26 protein-coding genes are annotated in these 16167 nt (G+C 58.3%); 3 read left to right on the forward strand and 23 right to left on the reverse strand.

What is annotated here, in order from left to right; translation table 11 throughout:
• Nucleotide 1: 1 nt before the first annotated feature.
• From V1475_RS13945 to V1475_RS13955, 3 genes are read right to left on the reverse strand one after another with little or no spacing between them, the layout of a single operon-like run.
• Nucleotides 2-1408 (reverse strand): Glu/Leu/Phe/Val family dehydrogenase, encoded by a 1407-nt coding sequence (locus V1475_RS13945; protein WP_479413228.1) that lies wholly within the window; start codon nucleotides 1406-1408, stop codon nucleotides 2-4.
• Nucleotides 1409-1459: 51 nt separating this feature from the next.
• Nucleotides 1460-2914, reverse strand: a complete 1455-nt coding sequence (locus V1475_RS13950; protein ID WP_479413229.1) for an NAD-dependent succinate-semialdehyde dehydrogenase — start codon at nucleotides 2912-2914, stop codon at nucleotides 1460-1462.
• A 1-nt stretch (nucleotide 2915) separates the two neighbouring features.
• Nucleotides 2916-4202 (reverse strand): 4-aminobutyrate--2-oxoglutarate transaminase, encoded by a 1287-nt coding sequence (locus V1475_RS13955; RefSeq protein ID WP_479413230.1) that lies wholly within the window; start codon nucleotides 4200-4202, stop codon nucleotides 2916-2918.
• A gap of 146 nt (nucleotides 4203-4348) precedes the next feature.
• On the opposite strand from V1475_RS13955, the gene V1475_RS13960 reads away from it, so the two are divergent.
• Nucleotides 4349-4918 carry a cupin domain-containing protein gene (locus V1475_RS13960; protein ID WP_434287221.1) on the forward strand — a complete coding sequence of 190 codons (570 nt, stop codon included), beginning with the start codon at nucleotides 4349-4351 and terminating at the stop codon, nucleotides 4916-4918.
• A 215-nt stretch (nucleotides 4919-5133) separates the two neighbouring features.
• On the opposite strand, the gene V1475_RS13965 is transcribed toward V1475_RS13960, so the two are convergent.
• The 20 genes from V1475_RS13965 to V1475_RS14060 form a co-directional block, all read right to left on the reverse strand.
• Nucleotides 5134-5343 carry a hypothetical protein gene (locus V1475_RS13965; RefSeq protein ID WP_479413231.1) on the reverse strand — a complete coding sequence of 70 codons (210 nt, stop codon included), beginning with the start codon at nucleotides 5341-5343 and terminating at the stop codon, nucleotides 5134-5136.
• Between the two features lie 15 nt (nucleotides 5344-5358).
• Nucleotides 5359-5493 (reverse strand): hypothetical protein, encoded by a 135-nt coding sequence (locus V1475_RS13970; protein WP_479413232.1) that lies wholly within the window; start codon nucleotides 5491-5493, stop codon nucleotides 5359-5361.
• Complete coding sequence (locus V1475_RS13975) at nucleotides 5490-5666, reverse strand: hypothetical protein (protein WP_479413233.1); 177 nt, start codon at nucleotides 5664-5666, stop codon at nucleotides 5490-5492. Before V1475_RS13975 ends, V1475_RS13970 begins: the two co-directional genes overlap by 4 nt.
• Nucleotides 5666-6508, reverse strand: a complete 843-nt coding sequence (locus V1475_RS13980; protein ID WP_479413234.1) for a hypothetical protein — start codon at nucleotides 6506-6508, stop codon at nucleotides 5666-5668. Before V1475_RS13980 ends, V1475_RS13975 begins: the two co-directional genes overlap by 1 nt.
• A gap of 11 nt (nucleotides 6509-6519) precedes the next feature.
• Nucleotides 6520-6957, reverse strand: coding sequence for a hypothetical protein (locus V1475_RS13985; RefSeq protein WP_479413235.1), 438 nt, complete (start codon nucleotides 6955-6957; stop codon nucleotides 6520-6522).
• A gap of 4 nt (nucleotides 6958-6961) precedes the next feature.
• Nucleotides 6962-7282 (reverse strand): hypothetical protein, encoded by a 321-nt coding sequence (locus tag V1475_RS13990; RefSeq protein WP_479413236.1) that lies wholly within the window; start codon nucleotides 7280-7282, stop codon nucleotides 6962-6964.
• 11 nt (nucleotides 7283-7293) lie between these two features.
• Entirely contained in the window at nucleotides 7294-7884 is a 591-nt protein-coding gene (locus V1475_RS13995; protein ID WP_479413237.1) for a hypothetical protein, read from the reverse strand.
• A 1-nt stretch (nucleotide 7885) separates the two neighbouring features.
• Nucleotides 7886-8230, reverse strand: a complete 345-nt coding sequence (locus tag V1475_RS14000; RefSeq protein WP_479413238.1) for a hypothetical protein — start codon at nucleotides 8228-8230, stop codon at nucleotides 7886-7888.
• A complete protein-coding gene (locus tag V1475_RS14005; protein WP_479413239.1) occupies nucleotides 8227-8640 on the reverse strand; it encodes a hypothetical protein in 414 nt (137 codons plus the stop codon). Before V1475_RS14005 ends, V1475_RS14000 begins: the two co-directional genes overlap by 4 nt.
• Nucleotides 8619-8816: a hypothetical protein gene (locus V1475_RS14010; RefSeq protein ID WP_479413240.1), complete on the reverse strand. Its 198-nt coding sequence runs from the start codon at nucleotides 8814-8816 to the stop codon at nucleotides 8619-8621. Before V1475_RS14010 ends, V1475_RS14005 begins: the two co-directional genes overlap by 22 nt.
• A gap of 10 nt (nucleotides 8817-8826) precedes the next feature.
• The gene (locus tag V1475_RS14015; protein ID WP_479413241.1) at nucleotides 8827-9234 is read right to left on the reverse strand and encodes a hypothetical protein; all 408 of its coding nucleotides are present in this window, start codon (nucleotides 9232-9234) and stop codon (nucleotides 8827-8829) included.
• Between the two features lie 51 nt (nucleotides 9235-9285).
• On the reverse strand, nucleotides 9286-10092 hold the full coding sequence (locus tag V1475_RS14020) for a major capsid protein P2 (RefSeq protein WP_479413242.1): 807 nt from the start codon (nucleotides 10090-10092) through the stop codon (nucleotides 9286-9288).
• 16 nt (nucleotides 10093-10108) lie between these two features.
• Nucleotides 10109-10231, reverse strand: coding sequence for a hypothetical protein (locus V1475_RS14025; RefSeq protein ID WP_479413243.1), 123 nt, complete (start codon nucleotides 10229-10231; stop codon nucleotides 10109-10111).
• 385 nt (nucleotides 10232-10616) lie between these two features.
• Nucleotides 10617-11318 (reverse strand): hypothetical protein, encoded by a 702-nt coding sequence (locus tag V1475_RS14030; protein WP_479413244.1) that lies wholly within the window; start codon nucleotides 11316-11318, stop codon nucleotides 10617-10619.
• A complete protein-coding gene (locus tag V1475_RS14035; RefSeq protein WP_479413245.1) occupies nucleotides 11315-11914 on the reverse strand; it encodes a hypothetical protein in 600 nt (199 codons plus the stop codon). Before V1475_RS14035 ends, V1475_RS14030 begins: the two co-directional genes overlap by 4 nt.
• Nucleotides 11898-12293, reverse strand: a complete 396-nt coding sequence (locus V1475_RS14040) for a hypothetical protein (protein ID WP_479413246.1) — start codon at nucleotides 12291-12293, stop codon at nucleotides 11898-11900. Before V1475_RS14040 ends, V1475_RS14035 begins: the two co-directional genes overlap by 17 nt.
• Nucleotides 12290-12529, reverse strand: a complete 240-nt coding sequence (locus V1475_RS14045; protein WP_479413247.1) for a hypothetical protein — start codon at nucleotides 12527-12529, stop codon at nucleotides 12290-12292. Before V1475_RS14045 ends, V1475_RS14040 begins: the two co-directional genes overlap by 4 nt.
• Entirely contained in the window at nucleotides 12526-12717 is a 192-nt protein-coding gene (locus V1475_RS14050) for a hypothetical protein (RefSeq protein WP_479413248.1), read from the reverse strand. The genes V1475_RS14045 and V1475_RS14050 overlap by 4 nt, the downstream gene beginning before the upstream one ends.
• A 605-nt stretch (nucleotides 12718-13322) precedes the next feature.
• The gene (locus V1475_RS14055) at nucleotides 13323-13808 is read right to left on the reverse strand and encodes a hypothetical protein (protein WP_479413249.1); all 486 of its coding nucleotides are present in this window, start codon (nucleotides 13806-13808) and stop codon (nucleotides 13323-13325) included.
• A complete protein-coding gene (locus V1475_RS14060) occupies nucleotides 13805-14032 on the reverse strand; it encodes a hypothetical protein (RefSeq protein WP_479413250.1) in 228 nt (75 codons plus the stop codon). The genes V1475_RS14055 and V1475_RS14060 overlap by 4 nt, the downstream gene beginning before the upstream one ends.
• A gap of 438 nt (nucleotides 14033-14470) precedes the next feature.
• Between V1475_RS14060 and V1475_RS14065 the strand changes: the two genes are divergently transcribed.
• Nucleotides 14471-14845, forward strand: a complete 375-nt coding sequence (locus V1475_RS14065; protein ID WP_479413251.1) for a YcbK family protein — start codon at nucleotides 14471-14473, stop codon at nucleotides 14843-14845.
• The gene (locus V1475_RS14070; RefSeq protein WP_479413252.1) at nucleotides 14842-16089 is read left to right on the forward strand and encodes a rolling circle replication-associated protein; all 1248 of its coding nucleotides are present in this window, start codon (nucleotides 14842-14844) and stop codon (nucleotides 16087-16089) included. Before V1475_RS14065 ends, V1475_RS14070 begins: the two co-directional genes overlap by 4 nt.
• The last annotated feature ends 78 nt before the right edge of the window (nucleotides 16090-16167 follow it).

Here is a 16167-nt window from a genome sequence, read left to right on the forward strand (position 1 = left end):
TTCAGCCGCCGATCCCCAAGGCCTTGTAGATATCGGCCAAACGGCGCACGGCGATGATATAGGCGGCGGTGCGCAGGTCGGGAATGTCGTCGGAGCTGTTCCAGAGCCGGGACATTTCGCCATAGGCGGACCGCATCTTGTCATCGAGGCCTGAACGTACCAGATCAATCTCGCGGGCGCCGTCGAGGAAGGTCTCGGCTCCCTCCGGGAATTGGTGGCCGGTCATGCTCTCGATCTGACGTGCGAGCATACGGTTGCCCTGTTCGTCGCGGCGCCGCTCCATCAGGCCAAAGGGAATATGGGTCAGGTTCTTGACCCATTCGAAATAGCTCACGGTCACACCACCCGCGTTGGCGTAGAGATCGGGGACGATCACCACGCCGCGCTCGCGCAGGAGCGTATTGGCGGCATAGGTGATCGGACCGTTGGCGGCCTCGACGATCATTTTCGCTTTGATTTCATGGGCATTTCCGTCGTGGATCGCGCTTTCAAGCGCCGCCGGAATGAGAATATCGCAGGCATCGCTCAAGGCCGATCCGCTGTCGTATTCACCACCCGCAAAACCGCTCACGCCACCGGTTTCCACCATATGCGCATGCAGCGCCTCGATGTCGATGCCGTCTGGATTGCGCACGGAGCCGTCGCGCTCGACCACCGCGACGATCTTGCAGCCATCTTCCTCGCTCAGGAATTTCGCCGCGTGATAGCCGACATTGCCGAGGCCCTGAATGACCACCGTGCGGCCTTCGAGCCGGTCGGGCAGGCCGGTTTTCGCGATGTCCTCGGGGGTCTGGAAAAACACCTGGATGGCGTATTGCACGCCACGCCCGGTGGCCTCGATGCGGCCCTCGATGCCGCCCATGGCAATCGGTTTGCCAGTGACACAGGCATTGGCGTTGATATCACTGGATTTCATCTGCCGATACTCGTCGGCAATCCAGATCATGGTCTTTTCATTGGTGCCGACATCCGGGGCCGGGACGTTTTGCGAGGGGCTGAGGAAATCGTGCCGCGCCAGTTCCCGAGCAAATCGGCGAGTGATGCGCTCGAGCTCATGTGGGGCCCATTCGGAAGGGTCGATCTTCAACGCGCCCTTGGAGCCGCCGAAGGGGAGGTCCATCAGCGCGCATTTGTAGGACATGAGGGCTGCGAGCGCCTCGACCTCTTCGAGATTGGCATAGGGCGCATAGCGAATGCCCCCCTTGGCCGGGCTGGGGTGATTGGAATGAACGGAGCGCCAGCCCTCGAACGTATGCATCTTGCCCCGCAGCCGCACGCCAAAGCGGGTCGTCAGAGTGGTGTTGCAGACAGAGATTTTCTCCGCCAGCCCTTCTTCGAGCGACATGATTTTGGCCGCATCGTTGAACATATTGGTGACGTCGGCGAGAAAGCCGTGGCTCGCGGTCATGATATCCTCCCTCAAAATGTGTTGGGGCGGCAAGAGGCCGCCCCGACCGGATCAGTTCAACCCGCCGAAGCAGAGGTTTTTGATCTCGAGATAATCGTCCATGCCGTATTTCGAGCCTTCGCGGCCCATACCGGACTGTTTGACGCCGCCGAACGGGGCCATTTCGGTGGAAATCGCGCCGGTGTTGATGCCGACCATGCCGCTTTCCAGCGCCTCGCCCACACGCCAGGCGCGGTTCAGGTCAGAGGTGTAGAAATAGGAGGCCAGCCCGAATTCGGTCGCATTGGCATAGGCCAGCGCCTCGTCTTCGGTCTCGAATTTCACCAGCGGCGCCAAGGGACCAAAGGTTTCCTCGCGGGCAACCTGCATCTCCTGCGTCACACCTTTGAGAAGCGTCGGCTCGAAGAAGGTCTGGCCGAGGTTCGAGCGATTGCCGCCAGTGACCACTTCCGCGCCTTTCTCGACCGCATCGGCAATATGGCTTTCGACCTTCGCAACTGCCGCCGCGTTGATCAGCGGGCCGGTGTTGACCCCCTCGGCAAAGCCGTCACCAAGCGTCAGGCTTTCCAAGGCTTTCGCCAGTTTCGCGGCGAATTCATCGTAGATGCCGGACTGAACATAGATGCGGTTGGCACAAACACAGGTCTGGCCGTTGTTGCGGAATTTCGCAATCATGCAGCCCTCGACCGCCGCATCCACATCGGCATCGTCGAACACCACAAAAGGCGCATTGCCGCCCAGTTCCATGGACATTTTCTTGACCGTGCCAGCGCCTTGAGCGAGCAGGATTTTCCCCACGCGCGTCGAGCCGGTGAAGGTGATTTTCGCCACTTTCTCGTTGGCGCACATCTCCTGACCCATGCCTGCGGCGTCGAGCCCCGTCAGCACGTTGAACACACCCCCGGGCACGCCTGCGCGCTCTGCCAGAACGGCGAGGGACAGCGCGGAGAGCGGCGTGAACTCGGAGGGCCGCGCCACCATGGTGCAGCCTGCGGCCAGTGCCGGCGCCATCTTGCGCGCCAGCATGGCATTCGGGAAGTTCCACGGCGTAATGGAGCCGACCACGCCCACCGGTTGCTTGACGATCACCATACGTTTGTCGTTTTGCGGACCGGGGATCATGTCGCCGTAAATGCGCTTGGTCTCTTCGGCGAACCATTCGACATAGGAGGCGCCGTAAAGGATCTCGCCGCGGGCTTCGGCCCAGGGCTTGCCCATCTCGGCGGTGAGGATCGTCGCCAGATCGTCGGCATTCTCGACCATGAGATCGAACAGTCTGCGCAGGATCGCGGAGCGTTCCTTGACGCTCGTTGCGGCCCAAGCCTTTTTCGCCGCATAGGCGGCATCGATCGCCATGGCGACATCTTCCGCCGACAGGTCGGTGACATGGGCGATCACCTCGCCGGTGGAGGGGTTCTCCACCGGGAAGGTTTTTTTGCCTTCGACCCAGACGCCATTCACATAGGCGCGGGTTTCCAGCAGGGTTTTGTCGTTCAGCTCACGCATCTCAGAGTCCTTTTGCCGCTTTGGCAGCGTTTTCGAGGATATCGAGCGCTTCTGCAAACACATCGTCTTGAATGGTGATCGGCGCGAGGAAGCGGATCACGTTGCCATAGACGCCGCAGGTCAGCAGAAGCAGGCCACGATTGAGCGCCTCGACACGGATCGCATTCGCCAGTTCCGGGGCAGGGGTGCCGTCGGCGTGGCAGAATTCGGCCGCGACCATGAAACCGGGCCCACGCACTTCGACGATCTCCGGCACATCGGATTTCAGCGCTTCAAGACGGGCCTTGAGCGTGTCGCCAAGCATATTGGCGCGGTCGCAGAGCTTTTCTTCTTCGATCACGTCGAGCACCGCATTCGCCGCCGCAATTGCCAGCGGGTTGCCGCCATAGGTGCCGCCAAGGCCGCCCGGACCCGCCGCGTCCATGATCTCGGCCTTGCCGACGACCGCAGAGATCGGGAAACCGCCGCCGAGGCTTTTCGCCATGGTGATCAGATCGGGCGCAACGCTGTAGGCGTCCATCGCAAAGACGGTGCCGGTGCGGGCGAAACCGGTCTGCACCTCGTCGGCGACCATCACGATGCCGTATTCGTCGCAGAGCGAGCGCAGGCGTTCGACAAACTCGGCGGGTGCCGGGTTGAACCCGCCTTCGCCTTGCACCGGTTCGAACACGATGGCAGCGACACGGTTCGGGTCGACATCGGCTTTGAACAGGTGCTTGATCGCGTCGAACGTGTCGTCGACGGAGATGCCGTGGAGCGCATTGGGGTAGGGCGCGTGGAACACGTCGGCGGCCATCGGGCCGAAACCGACCTTGTACGGCACCACCTTGCCGGTCATCGACATGGTCATGAAGGTCCGACCATGGAAACCGCCATTGAAGGTGATCACCGCCGAGCGACCGGTTGCGGCGCGGGCGATTTTAACAGCGTTTTCAAGAGCTTCAGCTCCGGTCGTGACAAAGAGGGATTTCTTGTCGAAATCGCCCGGAGCCAGCGCATTCAGACGCTCGGCAAGGCGGACGTAGTTCTCATAAGGCACGACTTGGTGGCAGGTGTGCGTAAAGGACGCGAGCTGTTTTTCGACGGCGGCGATGACCTTCGGGTGGCGGTGGCCGGTGTTGAGCACGGCGATGCCGGAGGCGAAGTCGATCAGGCGATTGCCGTCTTCGTCCCAAATTTCGGCATTCTCGGCCTTGACCGCATAATGGTCGGTGAGCACACCCACGCCGCGGGCCAGAGCCGCCTTGCGACGGGCTTCGATTTCGGTATTTGCAGTCGATTTCAACATGATCTGTCCTTTCAGGGCACCTGATTTGGCGCGATGTTCTGTGTCTTGGCCCTGAGATTAGGGGTTTTATTATTTTCAAAAAGTCTGTTTCTTTATTTTCGTAACTCATTGTATTATGGTCATAACTCACTACTGTTTGGCTTATAATGAACACCCACAACACTTCCGACGATCTGGCCCTCGGTCACCGGCTGCGTGTCGTGCGCGAACGCGCCGGTCTGTCGCAGCGCAGTTTGGCCACGAAAGTCGGCGTGCCGAATTCGACCATTTCCCTGATTGAAAGCGGCAAGATGAACCCATCCGTCGGCGCGCTGCACAAGATCCTCGCCGGTGTGCCCATCGGCCTGTCGGAGTTTTTCGCCATCGAGCCGGTGGCCGAGCAACAGATCTTTTACGCCGCCGAGGAGCTCACCGAGATCGGCAAAGGCAAGGTCTCGCTCAAACAGGTCGGACAATCACTGTTCGGGCGCGCGATGATGATGCTCAAGGAGCGCTATGAGATCGGCGCGGATACGGGGCGCGTGATGTACGGCCACGAAGGCGAAGAAGCCGGCATCGTGATCTCAGGCCGCGTCGAGGTGACGGTTGGCGAGCAGCGCAAAATCCTTGGACCGGGCGATGCGTATTATTTCGAAAGCCGCACGCCGCATCGGTTTCGACAGGTGGGGCCTGAGCCTTGCGAAGTTGTGAGTGCGGCAACGCCTCCGAGTTTTTGAGGTAATTACAGAGGTTTATAGTCATAACTTCAATCTCATACTTGATAAACAATATACATAATACCAATTATCGGATATTGCCTCATACGCCAGTTTTCGACTGACCCAGACTTATGAAATAACCTTATTTCATTCAAGCTATTATTTTTCTGAAATAAGAAAAGCGCCGTGCGATCCCCTCGCAAGACGCTCTAACGCACCAATGTAACCCGCTGTTATTCAACAATTTCGGCGGATGCGCGGCCTTCCGTGCCGCCATAGACCGAAAGACCGATCCCGGCCACGGCGATAAGCGCCTCTTGCCAGAGTTCGATTGTCTCCGCGCCCACGTCGATGCCGTGAGCTGCAAGGAAGGTTGCGAGCGAGGTCATGAGCGCGCCAATGATCGCGGCCAAGACTTTGCGTGTAAGAAACGCCGTAAGCATATGATTTTCCCCCTTTTAAGCGTTTTCGAGTTTGCCAAGGCGCGCGGCGAAATCGTCATGCGCTTTGGTGAGACCGCCAAGGCGGTAGAAGATCGCGGCCAGCACCGCGAATTGGCCCAGATCAAGGGCGTTTGCGATGTCGAACGTCACTTGATCGCCCCCGACGATTTCGCGACCGAGTAAGCCAGATAAAGCCCCCCGGCCACGCTGGCCCATTTCAGCACGTTGGCGGTGCTATCCATCGCGTCACCGCCTTCTTTTGCGGCCCATCCGGCCCCGTAGAGACCGGCCACGCCCAAAGCTCCCCAGATGATCAACGGCATTACGCATACACCCCCGCACCAGAGGCCCCGAGAGCGGCAAGAACCTGCGACTGGGACACGGTGGCGGCATTGAGCCCGTCACCGGCGTAATAGCTCTGCCCGGTCGCTTTGCGGCCCTTCCGGTCATAGGTGAAGGCAGGAAGACCGGCCCAGATGCGGGACAGCTCTTGCGCGAAGGCTCCGGCGGTGATCGCGCCGGATTTGTAGCGCGCATAGCCCGCGTCGTTCATCAGCGCCAAGCCGCAACGGTCCTGTGCGTTCGCATTGAACAGCTCACCGCTCGACACAACACCACGCGACACAAGGCGGCGTAGCGTGTCCTTGATGATCTGATAACGGCCCGCCGCGCTCGATGCGCTGCCAGCGGCCACAGAGCGCGCTTGCCAGTCTTGAACCTCTGCCACGGTCATGGTCGTGATCGGGCGCGGCGGCTGGAGTTTGGAGCCGTAATAGACGGTATCGTAACCGCCCGGAGCCTCAGCGCGCCCGATCAGGTCCAGAATGGCCCGATCCGACACGCTCACGCTGCCAGAGCCGCCGGAGCTGCTACCGCCGCCCAGAAGCGAGGACAGCCAGTCAGATACGCCGCCGGAGCTGGTGGAACCGCTGGACGCCCCTGCCGTCGTCCCTGCCCCCGATGTGTTCGACCCGGTGAGCGCGCCGAAGAGCGTGGAAATCCCCCAGTTCACAATCGCATCTTTGGTGGAGCTGCCGGTGTCTGTCTTCGTGCTGGCCGGAATCACCTCATAGACCTCTTGGGTCTGGCGCTTGCGTTGCTCGATCAAATAGGCCCCACCCGCAAGCGCGCCGCCGACGACCAAGGCCCCCATAAAATCACCCATGTTTGCCCCTTTCAGATTTCGGCGGTTTCAGCTTGCGCCCATGCCGCGCGGATCGCGGCTTCGGACAGATCGACCTCCGGGGCCACTTGTGCGGCCATAGGCGCAAAAAGCGTCACAGCGGCCAGCGTGTCCGCAAGTGTGAAGAACCGGGACGCACGGCGCGCCACAAGCGCCGCGTAGGTCGCCCGGTCGGTGTCCTTGGTCGCGGCCTCCATAGCGTCCCACACGTCGCCAAGGCCCGTGAAAGCCAGTAGCCACGCAAAGCGCGCCGGTTTCAGATCAGCGGGCGGCGGCGGCGGCGGTGCGATGTAAACCCATTCTCCGCCTTGCCAGTGGTGATCTGCGGACGGGCGCAGGGGGACTTTTACGGCCCCGTTTTTCGCTTTTTCGCTACCCGCGCCGACTGCCTCGAAATATCCGATTTGTTCGTGATAAAAACCATTCCGCATTCCTTTAGACCCTCATTTCAGCCCATTCCGAGACCGTGCCTGACCCATTGACCCGATAGAACCACCCGTCAGCGACGATAAAAAATTGCGCGTGTTCATATCCTGTCGGGAAGGTGCTTACCCTCACCCAGTCAACGCCGTTTTGCGAGATTTCGGCATAGCGCCGCGATCCTGTCGAAATGACAAGGTAGGCCGCGATCGGTCGCCCTGAAGCATTTTGATAAACGGTATTGGCCGAGCGTTGAGACGACATATCAAGAAGCAATTGCCCCCACCCAAGAGAAAATTCCTCCGGCTTTACCGGCGGATTTGAAATATAGCTCATTGCAGACGCTCCTACTCAGCGACGATGAACCACACCGACAAGTTCCCCGCAGTTGCAGAGGAGTTGTATGCATAGATCGCGCTTGTTGCGTTAAGAACAATGGTTTCTCCCGGATCTAGAGCATGCCCTTTCTCAGAAAGGGACATTGTGTTCATGATCCAAAGACGATCTTCGGAGATGTTTTTGATACCGATTTCCTGACGCACTGGATTATATCCGAGAACCAAAAAACAGTCTTGTGGCGGAATAATCGCCACCGGCTGCGCCATGAATTTCAAATTGTTCTTGATGGAAACAGTCGACCCGCTTACGTCCACCGCCCCCGGCAGAACAAGGCGCGCGTCAGTGATATTTCCGCGCCCGAAACCGAGCTTGACCGTGAGTTCTTCAGCTTCCGTGTTGATCACCTCGACCAGTTGAAAACCCGTCTCGGTGTCATAGGTAAGGCCCGCCTCAAAGTCGGTGCGCGGTTGGTTGTCGAAGGACACTTTGAACGGGTGCGACGCCTCAAGACAGCTCAGGAAATCAGACGCACGCGCCACCTGAACAGAGCCGCCCGCCGGGACAGTATAGGACCGCGTTGCGTAGGTCGGATTTGCCACGTTATTTCCCCCAGATTTTCGCGGCGACAAAGGCCAGAGCTGCCGCCGGAATGCCGATTTTGATGATTTGCGAAGACAGTTGCCCCTCTTCGGATTGCAAGGCTTCGAGCTGCGCCGTCATCGCTCCCGCAATGGTGGATGTTGCCGCATCGCTCGACGCCATGGCGTTCATCGCCAGATCCCGCATTTCTGCCAGCGCCTCGATCCCCATTTCGAACGCCTCATCGGCCACGACATGAACGGACACATCACCGCCGCCGGAAACCCCCATAGCGCCGTTATCTGCCGCAACGCGGTTGTCAGACGTGCTTTGCGACGTCGCTGTTCTGCTCTTCGAACTGCTCAAATCTTCACCTCCATGACGTACTTTCGGCGCGCGCCGAATTGCGTTTCCAGCTTGTGCATAAGGCCCGGTCGCTCCGTCCAGCACAGGACAGAGCGCGCCCCTGCGGCCTTTGCAAATGCGATGAAAGAGGACGTGATCGCACCGGTAACGTCGCCCCGCGTCGGACCACGAACAGCCGCGGCGTTGATCACAAATGTGGCCCCATCTGCTTCGGTGAGCACAGACCAGATCAACGTCCCAACGCGCCGCCCGCCCTCGCGGATTTCCCAGAGCTGCATTCCCCCAGAAACGACAGCATCGCGGTAGATGATCACATCCCGATCGGTCACGTCCGCAATCCGGCGCAAGTCCAGCTCAGCATCGTCGGACCATTGGCCGAGATCGAATGTCACTTTTTCCAGATCGCCCATGCCATGACCCCAAGAATTGCGAACGGGAGAACCTGCTGAAAAAGCGTTGTCTCCGGTTGGTTGAAATTGAACGCCCCAGTGGTTGTTGTGCCACCGCTCGACGCGGTGGCATTGGACGGACCAGCGGTAAGGCCAAGTTGCGGCATAACGCTTGCGGCTGCGGCTTCTGCTGCCATTCCGTCCCCCTTACTTGACGGCGACGTAATAGACCGCCGCCCCGATCAGACCGACGATTGCAATCGTTTTGAGATCGAACCCGGCCACGCTGCCCGAACTCGAACTCACCTGCGTAACTGTCGGCGTGTCGTTCTGAGCGCCCATGGACGCCAGCACGGCGGACGCGAGGCCAGAAAGTGCCGAGGTGAAACCAGAGGTGCCGTCAATTTGCGACGTATTCACGCCATTGGCAGAAACCGCGTCGAGATACTCAGACTGAGACCCGATAATCGGAATGCCCGACGACAGGTTGTCTGTGCTGAACAACCAGTCGGTGAAGCTGAAATTTCCGGCATTGCTGCCATAGGACAGATTACCGCCATTGCTCACAAGCGAGGTATCGACGGACGGCGCGTTGGAGCCGAAGGAAAGAGCCATATGAACCCCCTTTCATGTTGGAGAGAGCCGCCCCCGAAGGGGCGGCGATGATCACGCGCCCCGGATCGACTCCGCGTAGATCGTGAAATTCCCGGTCACCTTGAAATCGGACTTGAGGCGGAAATCGTTCACCGCCATGGGCAGACTTTCGGCAATGCGGTTTTCCTGCATGAAATCCACATGCGTCATGCCCGCCTGCGGCACACGGCCAGCATAGCGCGCGTTGGCGTCGCGAATTGCCTTGTCGCTGTCGGACACCTTGCGGTTTTCAACATGCACCTCGACGTTGCCGATCTGGTCGGTGGTCAGGTGCAGCGCGCCCATGGCGTAGGCCCCGCGCGGAATGTCCGCGATTTCGGCCTCACCGATCACGCCCTGATTGTGGACGAACTTCTGAATGCGCAGATGCGGGCCAAATGCGGTACCGGCGGATTGCTTCGCATAGACGCTCAGGCTGTTGACGGTCACGCCTTCGGCAATGTCCATTTCGAGCGCAAAAGACGCAATGCCAGCGGCGGTGCCATAGGAGGTCTGATCCTCGCCCATGGCAGTGCGCATCCACGGGCGCGACAGGAAGAGCGGCAAAACGCCGTCCACCATCGTGATGCCGTAGAACTTGTTGAGCTTCACCAGATCGTCGGCGTCGATCTGAATTTTGGTGTCGCCGTCCACGATCAGGCGAATTTCCTCGACATACAGGCCCCAGTCATCGACAGGAACGTCAGTGGCGGTGCCGTTGTCATCGACATTCATGCGGAGATTGAAGCCGTGATAGGTCAGACCCAGCGGGAGCTGAACGGATGCGGTTTGACCTGCGCCAATGCCAAGCGGCGTGGGCATTTTCTTGTTGGTGCGCATGTGCAGCGGCCCCCTATTAGTTGAAGCCGTTGCGAGCGGTTTTCACCAGCTCGATGTCGGAAAGCTGGGCCATGGCAAAGCCCGCGAGCATGACGCCCACGGTGGTCAGGACGACCAGCTTAAGGTCGGTTTTTTTCATACGTAGAACCCCGTCTGATTGGTTTGCGAGGCACTTGCGCGGCGGGTCACATACCAGACCACGACGCCCGAGAGGACGGACGCGGCCACGGTCATTGCGAACTGTTTGGACACAAGAAAACCCCTGTTTTCGGTTGAGAACAGGGGAAGCATGACGGGTGTTCTGCGGGCGTTCGACTTAACGTAGCGAACGCCCGTAGCGTAGCGTTATGAATTGCGCTTTTTTCTTTTTGTCGTCGGAATCCTGCTTTCGCTATATCCGCGCCCGCAACAGTCGCACGGCGTGCCTTGAATGTTCGGCGCGCCACAGCCCTTGCAGCTTATGGTGACGGCCTCATTCATCCGCCGCCACTCCAGAATCGCCGGTCCATACAATCCCGCCGCCATTATGCCCGCTTTCTCGACTTCGGCGCGGCGTTGGTGTTCGCCGCCGGTGCCCGGTTGGTGTTCGCAGCGTTCCGGCCAAAGGTGATCTTGCCGCGTTCGATCTTGCCCGCCTTCTCGTGCAGGTAGTGCAGATTTTCCGCCGGAAGATCGGAGACCCGAACGCCCAATTCCGCCGCCGCTGCCTGTTTGTCGCGCGGCCCCTTCTGACGAAACACCACGGTTTCGGTGCAGTTGCCACGGAACCGCGTGTCAACCTCAGCGAGGCGCTGAGAGACGCCGACAACCTCAATTCCGAAGTGCCGCCCACGGGAACAGATTTCCGCAAATCCGGGGCAGTTGCGCGCGCCGCCCGCCACCGGGAAAGCCATATTCATTTCCTCGACCACAAGCGTGAGCTGGTCGCCCTGCCCTGTGTCCTTAAACGGCTGTTGCGCCATCATCAGCAACTTGCACAGAGCGGACAGGCTTTTCGGCTCCGCACCCGGTCGCGGGACGTAAGAAACCCGGAATTTGTTCCAGCTCTTGCGCATCCCGAGGCGCACGCCGTCGAGATCGCGCACAGACTGCCCGCCGTACTCGTCCAGCGGGTCGAAGATCACGACACGGCGTTTCGGCTTAACGTAGCGCTTTGTGAACGCGGATTTGCCGGAGCCAGACGCGCCCCAGACCCCTACCCGGCCCGCGTTGCTCGACGCGCTCATGCCGCCTTCTCCGCATCCATCCAGTCCATGCCCGTCGTCGGCGCCATGGTTGCGGGCGGTTCCGGGTCGTTCGCGGCCTCCGTCGGCGCGGTACGCGAGCTTTTGAACGTCCCCGGCTTGGCCTCAACCGTTTTCGCCTTCGCCCGGCGCTTCTCGATCAAGATCGCCCGCACGGCCCCGGCCTGCATGATCAGGAAAGGCGTCATGCGCATGATCGCGGCAAAGGTGTCGTTGGTGCTCAGCAGGATCGACGGAAAGTACATCTCGCACAGGTCATAAGCGGCGTCTGCCGCCTCCCGAAAAGGTTCCTCCTTCTCGTCCGTTATCGCCAGCGGCTTGAAGTCCGGGAGCATCATTCCCGGCATGTTGAACGATAGCCGGAACACGGCGGCGAAGGCTTCCCGGCTCATTTTCTCCGGCTCGATCTGACCGGCCAGCGGCTCCCCATCCTCCCCGATCTGAATCGGATCATCATCCGCGAAGGTCTCCCCGTCGATGTCGGGCGCGCGGAAGCTGTCCAGGTGCGCCGCCGGATCGGGCGCAGTGTTCGCGGCCTCTGGCATATCGTCAAAGTTGAGATCAGTAGCCGTATTCATCCAAAGCCCCCCCGGATTTACGTTTCGACACGGGGGCGGCGTCGATGTTCGCGGCCTCCGGCTTATTAACGGGCGTATCTCTACACGGTGCGGCGCTTGGCGCGGCGTTGGTGTTTGCGGCGACCATAGGCGCGGGTGCGATGCCCTCACGGCGGTGATATTCTGCCCGGATCGCCTCAGACTTCGCCGCCCCCCAGCGCACCTGAAAACCGCAGCTCGCGCCGGTTTTCAGGTCGAAGTTTTGGCAGTTGTAATAAGCCTTCCCGGCCACGTTGATGCGCACTTGAACGTCCCCGTTACAGCATGCGCATTTCTTGAGCTGGACAACGGTTTGCGGGGCGACGGGAAACGGACGGTCGCGCCGTTGCTTGTCGCTCATGCTGCACCCCCGGCGCGGCGCGCGGCGCGGTCAGCTTCCCACGCATTCAAAACCTGTTCTTGGTGCGCCTCGACCTCTTCGGGCGTCATGATGCGGACGCCGAAAAGCTCTTGACCGGAATAGGCCGCGCGGAACCGCTCGCGGGCGTCCTTCGGGCTGTTGGCCGCGATCATATGGGACCGTGCGCCCAGATTGCCGACAAGGGCCGAAACGCGATAACGGGTTTTCGTGGTCATACTTCGGCCCCCGTCGATTGCAGCGCGGAGAGCTGATCGACACGCACGGCCATTTTCTCCAGCACGGCCAGCGTGTCTGTCACGAGGTCGATCACTTCGCCCGGCTTTGCAGCGATCATCATCGGGGATTTCTTCGACAGATCGGCGGCGCGGGCGCGCAGCATCCGGGTTTCTTCTTTCAGTTGCATTCGGAACAGCCTTTCACGGTTAGCGTGATGTTACGTTATAAAATTACGCTCACCTGCCAAGCCGTAAAAAACAAAAAACGCCTCAGAGGCCGATTGCAGGCACTCTAAGGCGTTTTGGCTACCGGGATACACAAAACACCCTTGCCGCCACCCCTACCCCAATTCTGCGGCCCGTTCGGGTCCTCATGTTCATCCCCCGTACCTCCCCCGTTCCCAAAACAGAACGAACGGCGGTGTTTTCGTGGCGACGATGCCCCACGCTCGCCATGTTCATGGCACGGGCCGAAGGCCCTCTATCCTATCCTCCGGCTGGCGCTCATCCCGCGCTCGATCTCCGCCGACGCCACGCCAGCGCCAGACCTACCGTAGGACCTCTCCACCCCGCACTTTATCAACTTGTTCCCCGACTAGGGGAACGCCTCATATCGTTGGTTCCTTTGGGAACCATGGAGGGGGGGTAAAATTTGTCCCCCCTTTTTGAGAAAAAATGTCCCCCCTTTTTGGGACAAAATGTCCCCCCTTTTTTTCGAATGGGAAAAGTTATCCACAGGCACGAAAAAGCCCGCTCAATGGCGGGCATTCTCGTTCTGCTATTTTATCGAATTCTATTCATCGTCGTCAGGTGGCCCCATGATCTCTAGGGCCTTGAGCATTCCGTATTTCTCTTTGAGAAAGCGCCATGTTGCTTCCCGATCTTTCTTCGCCTTTTGGTCTTCGATCTGCTGATCTGCTGGCGTTCCCTTTGAGCCAGACACGCGAAGCGCCCAAAGTGTTGCCTTTCCCGATCCCCCTTCCCAACCTTTGGCCGGGAATATGCTTCCTTCATCGCGCAGGAACTTAAGCCCCCTTTGAACCGACTTAAGGCACATGCCTGTATCTTCCATCAGATCGCGCTTTGTGAGCTTCACGAATGGCCGATGAAAGTCGGCACGGTTCCACATAGCTTCAAGCAACAATCTCTGACCCAATTTTGCACTGGTCGCGAGAAATGCTGCCTTTTTGGTCCGTCTTGTTGCTGCACATGCCGCGCGATAGTCGGCCTCATTCTCGAAACCCTCACGTTTCCATTTTGGTGGCTGTTTCTTGCTCATTTCTTCGCCCCGGCTTCCCGAAGAAATTGCGCCATTTTTTCGGCCCCACGGTCCCATAAAAAGTCATCCATAGAACCATCTGTTTTGATACGTTCAATATGCTTTCCAACCGCCTGAGAGGTGCGACCGATAGCCAGAGCAATCGTTGTGCTCTTAAGCCCATATGCATAGCCGACACGGATCATATCGACTTCACGTTCTGTTATATGCTTGCCTCGCGACATCTTTTGACACCTTCGTGTATGTCGCGTATTAAGGGGTAGGCCGATACTTCGGTGATTCACACTTGGTCGTGTGCGTCGGCGGGCCTCAAGTTCGTCAGATTCTTCTGTTCAGAAACTTGATTGCCCGCCCCTAAAAATCTCAAAACATTACGTTTTTCATAGTTAGGATAGTACCAATTATCGGATTGCCACTACAATTCACGTTATTTGCAACGGAGTTGTATCATGTCCAAGAAGAAGAAACCCCGCAAGCTGATCGGAGGCACTCGTCTCTGATGTTCGGCATTCGTACCCTGTTGAAAACTCTTTCCGTCAAGTTTGGCACTCCTGCCCTTCTTGGCGGTCTGGTTGTTTTCGTCGCCCTCAATTACTTCGGTTTCGTTGAGGATCAAGCCGTTATGGACGTTTGTTCGTTCATTTTTTCCGGCGAGGTCTCCAATGACGTACACCCCTGAATATGGCTGGTTTCCTCCTTCGGAGACCATCTGCAAGTGCGGTTGTGGTAAGGATATTCAGCCTTGGTTTCGTGATCTTCTCAATGATTTGCGTGCCGAGTGTGGTTTTCCTCTTGTCGTGACTTCTGGCGCAAGATGTGCCTCCTACAACAAGTCCGTTGGTGGTGCTTCTCGTTCTAAACATATGGAAGGCATTGCCGCTGACATTCGGTGGCCTGCGATCTCTGCGAATTCTCATAAACTGTTGAAATCGAAGAACCTTCGCTATTTCGGCGGTATTGGTCTCTATCGCACTTTTGTGCATCTCGATGCGCGTACTGCTGTGAATGAGCCTTACGCCTTTTGGGTCCTTACATGAGACCCCTTGTAGCTGAAATTCTTGCTCGTGCTGTCTCTTCTTCACCGTTGACGACTGCTACAGCTGTTTCTGGCTCTCATTATCCGTCCTATAAACAGGCTCGGGTAAAGTCCTGTTATAATTCCATTATTCGCAAAGTTGACCAACTGGTTAAAGAACTGGGTGCTGGTCAAGTTGCTGTGGAATTCCCTCTGCTGATGAAACGCTATGCCTCTGCCAAATCTCGTCTTCCCCGACTTGATAATAAGGAACTTATAGCATCATCAATTATTAACCAATGGTTCAAACCTGTTCGGGATATTGATGCTTTCTCTGCCTACTGCGGCTGCGATATGCGTCGTGCAAAATCCGACAAGGAAAATCTGATCTATCGTTCTGCTGCTCAACGTGGTGAACGCAATCGCGCTGACGCGCTTCGTTTTCGCATTCAAGAGCACTTGGACGTGGTCGGTGGTTATCCGGTGTTTTGGACCCTGACCGCTGACCCTTTGCACGAATATGTTTTCGATAAGGGTCGCACTGAGTTCAAGGTTTTCCGCGAACTCCTCAAACGTCGCTTCGGTGAATTCACCTACTGTGGCGTTACTGAAAGAGGCGATGAAGGTCGCCTCCACATGCATTGCCTTTTCATCTTCGAAGAGGCCTCCGGTTTCTCTGATCCAAACTTTGGTCGGGCCGCTGGCAATCTTCAACTTATCCCGGAGCTTCGGACCCTTTGGCCCTATGGCTTCGGTGATCCCGTCGCTGTTCGTTTCTCGCCTATGGACAATTACGGGCAACTCGGCTGGCGCTGGCCTGCTGGTCGCAAGACCGGTTCTCCCATCGCCGTCGCTCTCTACATGAGCAAATACATCACTCAAGAAAAAGGAGATATCGGAGGATGTCGAACGAAAATGACACGTCGCTTCGGTCTGCAACGTCTGGACGAAATGACAACGGCGGAAGCCCTCATGATCTTGGCCGGGGACAGCAAACCCTTTCTGGATCGCCTGCCCCTGACGGACAACCCGCCCCGCAACCTTCTGAGGCAGATCGCCGCGCGGCGCATCTTCGGCAAGTCGCACCGTCCGCTTTTGCCTCAAACCAAGCTTGGCTCAGTCGCGCAAGCCGCGCAGACCCTCGCTCAACAGAAATCCACCCGCACGAATGTTGGAAATTCCGTCAACCGCGGGGACGCCTTTAACGAATGGCAACTGAACAACAAGAGGACCCTCGGGAGAGGATTGCACATTGGCAGGATGTAGCCCCTGCCCTTCGTGATCGTCTCGCTAACTTGGATCGAGCACTTTCTACCGTTGAGAAATACCGCACAGCTATCGCGG

Source organism: Celeribacter sp. SCSIO 80838 (assembly GCF_056498065.1).